Raw genomic sequence first — 8,451 nt, 5'->3', positions numbered from 1 at the left:
AGCCGCCTTCCGGAGGGACGCCGAACGCTGATATGTCGCCGCTGAAACTGACCAGCACGCCGCCGCCCGTCCGGTCGTGTGCCTCGCGCGCGGCGAGGTCGGCGGCCAGGGCCTTGGCGGTCGCGCCGAAGTCGAGGAGGGTTCCGCGTTCAACCGTGACCCGGCGGTTCGCCGCGTCCCAGCGGACCGTCCGCCAGCCCGGGCTCGGGCGCGGCCCGGTCACGGTCACCGCGACTCCGGCCTCCCGCAGCTGTTCGAAATCACGGTCGTACCCGGCGGCCACCAGGGCGGCCCCGCAGGTCGGATCGACGTCCCCGGCGGTGAGCTCGGCGGCGCGCAGTGCGGTTTCCAGCGCCGTGGCGAACAAATCACCCACCACGACCGGCTGGCCGGCAGCCGCGTTCACCCACGACAGCTCGGAGTCCGGCCGGAATCTGCTGCACGCCAGGTCCATCGCCTCGATGTGCCTGCGGACGACCGCGAGCGCCTCGTCGAGCGCCCCCGGATCGGCGGTCAGCACGACCGCCGCGCCGCCGAATGCGGGCAGCTCGGCCCGCGCCGGAGCGGCGCTCGGCGCCCTCACGATCCGCCGGAGGTCACCTGCGATGACCCCGATCCTCCGCCCGGCGCGCTGTTCGGACCCTGCAGACCGCCGGACCCGTTCGAGGAGCCGCCGTTCCCGCCGCCGTCGCGGCCAACGTTGACCTGCGGCAGGTGGGTGGGCAGGAGATGGGCGAAGCCCGCGGCCATGACCAGCCCGCCAGCCACCGCGAAGGTCCCGATCAGCCGGGTGGTCTTCTTGACGCGCAGCACTCCGGCGTCGCGGGCCAACACGGCTTTGCGTGTCCTCGAGTCCATCCTCAACTCCCTTGAGCCCGGCCTGTGGGGAGCGCCGCGGGAACCGTGCCGGACGGTCCGCGGTCCGGAACCCGCTCTCCCTCGCACTGTGAGCGGCAATCTTGTGAATCTGCTGAGAGTCGGCTGAATCTGCGGACAATCCCGGACTCCGCCGTCTCTGATGTCGCCGTCTCTGCGCTCACCGGAACCAGCTCCAGTGTGCGGCCAGATGCGCGCCCGCCATAGCCGCCACGAGTCCGCCGCCGAGGCCCACCGCCGTGATCGACCAGCGCAGTCCGCGTCCGCCGATCGCGCCCATGGCACGCCGCCCGCGCGAGGACCGCAGATCCGCCCCCACAAGCGCAGGCAGGCGCCACACGTAGGCCAAGACGTGCGCCGTCATGACTGCGGCCCAAAGCACGAAACTCGCCTTGTGCAGCAGGAGTATCGGAACGCCGGCGTAGGTGCGTGTCCCGGCCAATCCGAGAGCCACCCCGGTGCCGAGGACGCCGACGCTGGTGAGGATCACGAACGGGCCGAGCAGCCTCAGCAGCGGCGCGGGCGGTCCCTTGCGGACGTACTCGGGATGGCGCGTGTAGTAGCGGGTGAAGCGGTACGCCGTCGAAGCGATCTTCACGCACACCGGACCGATCAGCAGCAGGCCGATGAAGTAGTGCCAGTACAGCAGGCCCCGCAGCTGGAGGAGGGTGACACCCTCGGCGGCGAACAGCACCAGCAGGACGACGCCGGTGATCGCGGTCAGGCGCTCGTTGCCGTCGGCGCCGCCGCGCCCGCGCGTGGACGCCGTGCGGCGGGGAGCGTCGGCGGTGCGGTACACGGCGATCCTCTCGGCGCGAATCAGTGTCCCCTGCGAGAAAAATCAGCGTCTCCCGGGAGAGAGCTGTCCCTCCAGGGTCGCGCCCCGCCTCCGCGCGAACCGTTCAGAACTTCCTCAGAACTGGTTAAGATCACGCTCCCGACTCGTCGCGCCCGGCGCCCTTGCGCCGTTCGGCGGGGAGGTCCAGCTCGACGGTCAGCCCTCCGCCCGGCGTGTCGGACAAGTTGACCGCGCCCCCGTTCGCGGTCGCCAGGCGGTACACGATCGCCAGGCCGAGCCCGTTGCCGCGGGCCGCGGGATTGCCGAACCGCCGGAAGGCCGCCTGCTTGGCCTGCTCGCTCATCCCCGGACCGTCATCGACGACCCTCAGTGAGACCCGCCCGGCGCCGTTGGCCACCTCGATGCGCACCCGGCCACCGTCGGGCACCGCTTCCAGGGCGTTGGCCAGCACGTTGTCGAGCATCTGCGCCAGGTCCCCGGGACCCAGATACGCCGTGGCCTGCTCGCCCGGGTCCGCTGTCAGACCGATCCGGCGTTCGCGGGCCACCGGCTCCCAGGCCGCGACCCGCTCAGCCGCCACCGCGTCGGCCCGCACCGGCTGCGGCTGCGGCACGCTGCTCTCGGCGCGCGCGACTGCCAGCAGCCCGTCCACCAGGCGCGAGAGCCGGGCGATCTCCTCCTGCGCCCCGGCCAGTTCCGCAGCGGCCTCGTCGTCCACGTCGTCGGCCAGCAGATCTAGGCGGAGGCGCAGCGCGGTCAGCGGAGTACGCAGCTGGTGCGACACGTCCGCGACCCAGACCTGGTGGGCGTCCACAAGCATCCGGGTGCGCTCCGCCATCCGGTTGAAGGTCAGCGCGAGCGCCCTGACCTCGGCGGGACCGCTGTCTACCGGGGCGCGCACGTCCAGCGTCCCATCGCCCAGGCGCGCCGCCGCCTGGCCGAGCGTCCCCAGAGGCCGCGCCACCCACCGGGCCAGCCACACGGACAGCACCACACCGACAAGCAGGCACCCAACGCCGATGAGGATCAACCACCCCCACATCACAGAGATCCGGTCGTTGACCGGATCTGCGGACCGGGCTAGCAGCACCGCCCCGGCGGTCTTGTCGGCGTCGCTGATCGGCACCGCCACCCGCAGCCACGCACCGTCCTGAGCGGCGGTGTCGGACCGCGCGGCGAGCGCCTGAGTGACGAGGCGCCGTGCGGTCGCCTCCGTGGCGGCGCCGCAGGGGGTCGACGCGACGACCACGCCGTCGGACCCGAACACGGCCGCGCAGTCGCCGCGAGCGGAGGCGGCGGCCAGCGCGGCGTACATCGCCGTCGTACCGTGATGATCCGCCAAGTACTCCTCGGCGGAGGACGCGACCTGGTTCGCGGACGACTGCGTGCCATAGCGGAAGGACGTGCGCTCGTTGTTGGTCATCGACACCCCGAGCGGTACCACGGCCAGCACGAGCAGCGCCGCGATCAGCGCGGTGAAGGCGAGGGCGATGCGGCGGGACATGGTTGCTCAGCCTGCTGCGCCGGGCTGTGGGCCGCCCGCCGCGAGGTCGCCGAGCCGGAATCCGCGCCCGTACACGGTCTCCACGAGCCCGTCCACGCCGAGCTTGCGGCGCAGCGCGGCGATGTGCACGTCCAGCACCTTCGTCGGCCCGTACCAGTTCGCGTCCCAGACTCGCTCCAGCAGCTCCTGGCGCGTGACCACCCGGCCGGGGTCGGCGGCGAGGCACTCGAGGATGTCGAACTCCTTCGGCGTCAACGCGATCTCGGCCCCGTTCACGGTCACCCGGCGGGTGCGCGGATCCACCGAGACCGGACCGTGGGCGAAGACGACCGACCCGCTCGGGGTCACCCGCCGCAACACCGCCCGGATCCGGGCGAGCAACTCGGCCAGCCCGAACGGCTTGACCAGGTAGTCGTCGGCGCCCTCGTCCAGCGCGACCACCCGATCGCCCTCCTCACCGCGCGCGGTCACCACGATGATCACCGCGTCGCTGCGCATGCGGAGCCGCCGGCACACCTCGACCCCGTCCATGTCCGGAAGGCCGAGATCGAGCAGCACCACGTCCGCGGGCGCCGCTGCGAGCGCCGCCTCGCCGGTGCCCACGACCTGCGCGACGTAGCCCGCGCGCTGCAGTCCGCGCGCCATCGACCGGGCGATCCCGTCGTCGTCCTCCACGACCAGGACCCGCAACGGTGCCGCCCGGACCGCGTCGCCTCGTGCCATCACAGCGCAACTTTAAGCGCGGAAACGGACCGCCCGCCGCAGACGGCGGCGCGAACGCGGGGCGGGGTTGATCGCTCCGGCCGTGAGCGAGACACTGTTCGATCGCGCCGACAGAAGGCAGTTCGGTTCGGTCCGGCCGCCGGGGAGGGGGCGCCAATGGGCCTCGAGATCGAATTCGAATACGATGACACCCAGGACGGCGCGTGGTCCCCGGTGCGTGACGCCGGTCCGCTGCGCGCGTGGCTGAAGCGGCGCCGGACAGCAGGACCGTCTGTCGGCAATCCCTTGATCGTCCACCTCGGCATAGCGCTTGCCGCGGTCGTGCTCGGCGCCGCGTCCATGGCCGGTTTCCTCCACGGCAGGACGGCGGTGAGCGATCGCACCGTCTCCCTCCTGCACCTCGCACCGGTCAATCCGTTCGTGGTGCAGCCGCTGCCCACGCCGCCGACGCAAAGTCAGACCCAGGGCCAGAGTCAGAGCGTTGAGCAGGTGCTGGCGACGCCCTGGACGAACACTTTCGACCAGGACGTGTCCCTCTCCGTGATCAACGACGGTCCCGATCCGGTCACCGTGCTCGGCGCGACGCTCAGCGCCCTGGAGTTCCAGGCCACCTGGCTGACCCCCGCGAGCCCGGCGCCGACCGCGTCGGGCGGTGTCAGCCTCCTGCGAGGCCGGGCCCATTTCGTGTGCGGGGACTACTCGCCGGACCGCATCGCAACGGTCGCGCAGATACGCGTGCGGACCGCGGACGGAGCGATCCGCCAGGAAACGCTGGTGGTGGACCACTACAGCCAGATCGCGGAGCGGGCAGTCTGCGCGCAGATGCCCACCCCGCAGGTGGTGCAGTCGACGACGTTCGCGCCGTCGCGCGCGTCGGGCACGTACGTCGTGGAGATCACCGCCATCAACCGCGCGCTCTTCCCGCTGCGCATGGCCCTGTCGCCATCCGCTGCGCAGTCATGGACCAGCGGCGGCGGGCTGGACCTCTCGGCCTCGGCTGACACCGTCATCCCGCCGCACGGTACCGGCGCCATTGCGATCTCGGTGTCAGTCGACGACTGTCCGGCGGCACAGGAAGCCGCCTCGAACGGCTACGCATACGACACGCTGACCTTCAGCGACGCGCGCGACGCCCCAGGCGCCCCGCAGGCGCGGATGATCGATCAGACGGCCGCGATCGCCGACCTGAATGTGATCCTGGCGTACTGCGTCGCCAACGGTGCGGCATTGGGCGGTGGCTGATGCCTGACGTGATGGGCTTCATCCGCCGCCGCGGCGGGACCGTCGCCACCGCGTCAGCCATCGTCGGCTTCGCAGTCGGCGCGACGGGCGCATATCAGGTCATGCACACGCAGCCGCCGACGCAGATCCTTTTGCGCCAGGCGACCGAGGGCGATCCCATGGCCACCTTCGACCAGACTCCGGGCGCCGGCGGCGTGCTGATACTCCTGCGCAACGACGGCACGACACCGGTTGAGGTGACCGACGCGGCCTTCTCACGTACGTCGGCCGCGCCGCCGCTGTACATCGCACCCGAAACGGTGCCGCCAGGAGCGGAAGTCAACGTCTACGTGCCCATACCCGGTACGTGCTTCGTCCCGCTTCCACTCAGCGGCCCGCCTGCCCCACCGGTCCGGGTCCTGGTGAGCGCGCAGCAGCTGGGCGGGCCGATCGAGTCCATACCGGTCGAAGTCGTCGGCCAGCTCGCCGAGACCATGGCCGCCTGCCACCACCAGAACAATCGCTAGTCCGGCGCTCGCCGCGGCTTCGCCGAAGCGATCATGGCCGCCGCGAAGCGGTCTGCGCTATGCCCTGAATGCCGTAGTGACGCGGCTCGGCTCCAGCGCTTGAGTTGAGGTGGCGGGTGCGCCGGGGCGTGCGGCGTCGCCGGCGGCCGCCGTGCCGATCGCAAGGAGGGAGAAAGGGAATGTCGGGCGTCGAGCACAAGAATTTCGACAAGGCGGACGAGGTTCGGTTGTTCGAGGCCGGCATGGGACGCCTGGAGCTGGTCAACACCAGCGCGGGCCCGGTGGGTCTGGCGACCTTCGAGCCCGGCTGGAGGTGGTCGGAGCACGTCAAGCCGATCGCGGGCACCGACAGCTGCCAGGCCGAGCACACCGGCTACTGCGTCTCGGGCCGGATGCGCGTGCGGATGGACGACGGCGAGGAGTTCGACTTCGGTCCCGGCGAGTACGCGCACATCCCGCCCGGCCACGACGCGTGGATCACCAGTGACGAGCCGTGTGTCGTGGTCGACTGGCAGGGCTTCGCGGACTACGCCAAGCGCGCGTAACGGCGTGATTCCAGAGGCGATCCGTTCACCTGAGATCAGGTGCCCGACGGACAGCGGCGGGCACCGCGGTTCGCTCGAACCGGCGGGATTCTGAGTCGCTGGTTCGTGCATCCGCGTCATTTTCCGCTGCCTTGGTGACGCGCTGGCGGCACCGCGATTCGGTCGCCCCCTCGAGACCGAACCGCCGGTGCCGCCAGCCGCACTCTGCGCGCTGATTCTCGAAAGAACTTTTCCGGGATTGCTCGAATATGCGTTTCGAGCGCGCAATATCGGCGCACCGATGCCGCGGGACTCTTCTGCGCCCCTTTCCCGCCTGGCTGTTCCATCGGCGTTTCCTTACTCTCATCAACGTACCCGGCCTCGGCTCCGAGGTCGGCTGATGAGGCCTTTCGGCCATTGGGGCGGCGGTTTCCGCCGCCGCGCAGGGGGTTTTTCCATGCACAAAACCATGCGTATATTCCGCGCTGCCGTGCCCAGGTGGTTCGCCGTTCTCGTGACGGCCGCGCTCGCATTCACCGGCGTCGCAGCCGTTACCGCCGCCCCGGCCTCCGCCGCGTCGAGCGTCGACGTGTACGTCGGTTACGCCGACAACCTGCGCGCCAATCCGACCAACTTCCCGACCCCGTGGGCGGGCGCATCCGGGGTGACGTTCGCCGGCTGCACGCCCAACTGCACCTTCGACGCGGGTGCGGTGCGCATCGTCAACAACACGAACATCCCGCAGACCGTCGACTCGGTCGTGGTGAAGATCAGCACCTGCGTCTTCGACATCTGGCCGCACAACACCGTGCTGGCGCCCGGCCAGCAGCTGATCGTCACCCAGACCGCGGTCACCGCGGCGGCGGTGTGCGGCGGGACCAGCGGAGCGTTCGACACCTCGGACATCGGCGTCAACGGCGCGGGGACGACCTGCACGCCGGACGGCGTGATTCCCGAGGTCGACGCGACGATCGGCGGCGTGACGAACGCGCTGCTCGATTCGAAGCAGGTGCTCAACACCGGCGGGATCGACCTGGCTGCCTGCCCGGGCGGCCCCAACGAGTCGCATCAGTGGTCGTTGATCGGGACCAACTGCCCGAGTGCCACCCTCTCGCTCGCCCCGGCCTCTCAGACGCAGACGCTCGGCAGCCCGGCGACGCTGCGGGCGACGCTCGCCAACTCGTGTGGCACCGGTCTGCAGGGAGCCACCGTCGACTTCACCGTGCAGACGGGGCCGAACGCGGGGCTGACGCAGAGCGCGACGACGGATGCGAACGGCGTCGCGACATTCAGCTATACGAGTTCTGTCACGGGCACCGACACCGACGTCGCCTCGGCCACGAACCCGGCCGGCAAGATCACGTCGAACACGGCGACCGTTGTCTGGCAGCAACGTCAGTCCAGTCTGGCCTTCACTGGCGGCGCGCCGGCGAGTGATTTTCATGATCCGGGTACGGTGTCGGCGGTGTTGAGTGACGGTGCCGGGCCGATCGTGGGTCAGCCGGTGGTGTTCACCCTTAACGGCAGCGAGTCGTGCACGGGGATCACGGATGCGTCCGGCACGGCGTCGTGCGCGATTACTCCGGGGGAGGCCGCGGGCAGTTACCCGCTGACCGCGAGTTTCGCGGGTGACACCGGTGATCTGGGCTCCTCGGCGTCCAGCACGTACACGGTCACCCACGAGGAGAGCGCGCTGGTCTACACCGGGCCGGCCAAGGCCGCCAACGGGGCGCCGCTGACCCTGTCGGGCACGCTGACCGAGGACGGCGCCACCCCGATCGCCGGGCGCACGGTCACCTTCACCCTCGGGTCCGGGGCGACGGGGCAGTCCTGCGCGGGGACCACGGGCGCCTCCGGGTCCGCGTCCTGCACCATCTCCTCGGTCAACCAGCCGGCGTCCAGCACCGCGGTGCCGGTGACGGCGGTGTTCGCCGGGGACGGCTACTACCGGCCGGCCGAAGCCTCGGCGACGGTGAAGTTCCAGTACCTGACCGGGCGGGCGTTCGGGTTGGAGTCCAGCGGCCTGGTCTCGATCTCGGCGACGCCGGACACCGGGGCGGTGCAGAGCGCGTCCGCGGGCACGTTCGCGCCGCCGTGCCTGGTCAGTATCAGTGGTCTGATCAGTGCGGACACGTTGTGCGCGAAGGTCGTCACCGCGGTGGACCCGGGCAGTGCGGCCGCGTCGGCGTCCGTGCAGGACGCCACGATCGGGGTGCTCGGCCTGCCGGTGATCAAGGTGGGGGTGGTGCAGTCCTCCTCCTCGACCGGCTGCGCCGG

8 protein-coding genes and 1 pseudogene are annotated in these 8,451 nt (G+C 70.9%); 4 read left to right on the top strand and 5 right to left on the bottom strand.

The window, feature by feature from the left end:
- From VGZ32_RS13175 to VGZ32_RS13155, 5 genes are all read right to left on the bottom strand, one after another.
- Positions 1-583, bottom strand: a 583-nt coding sequence (locus VGZ32_RS13175) for an FAD:protein FMN transferase (RefSeq protein WP_326886272.1), incomplete at its 3' end; no start/stop codon positions are given.
- The gene (locus VGZ32_RS13170; protein ID WP_326886271.1) at positions 580-858 is read right to left on the bottom strand and encodes a hypothetical protein; all 279 of its coding nucleotides are present in this window, start codon (positions 856-858) and stop codon (positions 580-582) included. The genes VGZ32_RS13175 and VGZ32_RS13170, both read right to left, overlap by 4 nt.
- Positions 859-1,036: 178 nt before the next feature.
- On the bottom strand, positions 1,037-1,675 hold the full coding sequence (locus VGZ32_RS13165; RefSeq protein WP_326886270.1) for a hypothetical protein: 639 nt from the start codon (positions 1,673-1,675) through the stop codon (positions 1,037-1,039).
- A 130-nt stretch (positions 1,676-1,805) separates the two neighbouring features.
- On the bottom strand, positions 1,806-3,179 hold the full coding sequence (locus VGZ32_RS13160) for a HAMP domain-containing sensor histidine kinase (RefSeq protein ID WP_326886269.1): 1,374 nt from the start codon (positions 3,177-3,179) through the stop codon (positions 1,806-1,808).
- Between the two features lie 6 nt (positions 3,180-3,185).
- On the bottom strand, positions 3,186-3,902 hold the full coding sequence (locus VGZ32_RS13155; protein ID WP_326886268.1) for a response regulator transcription factor: 717 nt from the start codon (positions 3,900-3,902) through the stop codon (positions 3,186-3,188).
- Positions 3,903-4,058: 156 nt separating this feature from the next.
- Here VGZ32_RS13155 and VGZ32_RS13150 point away from each other — a divergent pair, with 156 nt between their 5' ends.
- The 4 genes and pseudogenes from VGZ32_RS13150 to VGZ32_RS13135 form a co-directional block, all read left to right on the top strand.
- Positions 4,059-5,144, top strand: coding sequence for a hypothetical protein (locus VGZ32_RS13150; protein ID WP_326886267.1), 1,086 nt, complete (start codon positions 4,059-4,061; stop codon positions 5,142-5,144).
- Positions 5,144-5,650 (top strand): hypothetical protein, encoded by a 507-nt coding sequence (locus VGZ32_RS13145; RefSeq protein WP_326886266.1) that lies wholly within the window; start codon positions 5,144-5,146, stop codon positions 5,648-5,650. The genes VGZ32_RS13150 and VGZ32_RS13145 overlap by 1 nt, the downstream gene beginning before the upstream one ends.
- A gap of 179 nt (positions 5,651-5,829) precedes the next feature.
- Positions 5,830-6,195 carry a cupin domain-containing protein gene (locus VGZ32_RS13140; protein WP_326886265.1) on the top strand — a complete coding sequence of 122 codons (366 nt, stop codon included), beginning with the start codon at positions 5,830-5,832 and terminating at the stop codon, positions 6,193-6,195.
- A gap of 448 nt (positions 6,196-6,643) precedes the next feature.
- Positions 6,644-8,451: pseudogene (locus VGZ32_RS13135) on the top strand (Ig-like domain repeat protein); the annotation flags it as partial.

It is taken from the genome of Actinocrinis sp., assembly GCF_035938995.1.
In the GTDB taxonomy this organism is placed as follows: Bacteria; Actinomycetota; Actinomycetes; order Streptomycetales; family Catenulisporaceae; genus DASZGI01.
Note: the sequence above shows the minus strand (reverse complement) of the source record. Positions and strands in the feature narration are given on the sequence as shown.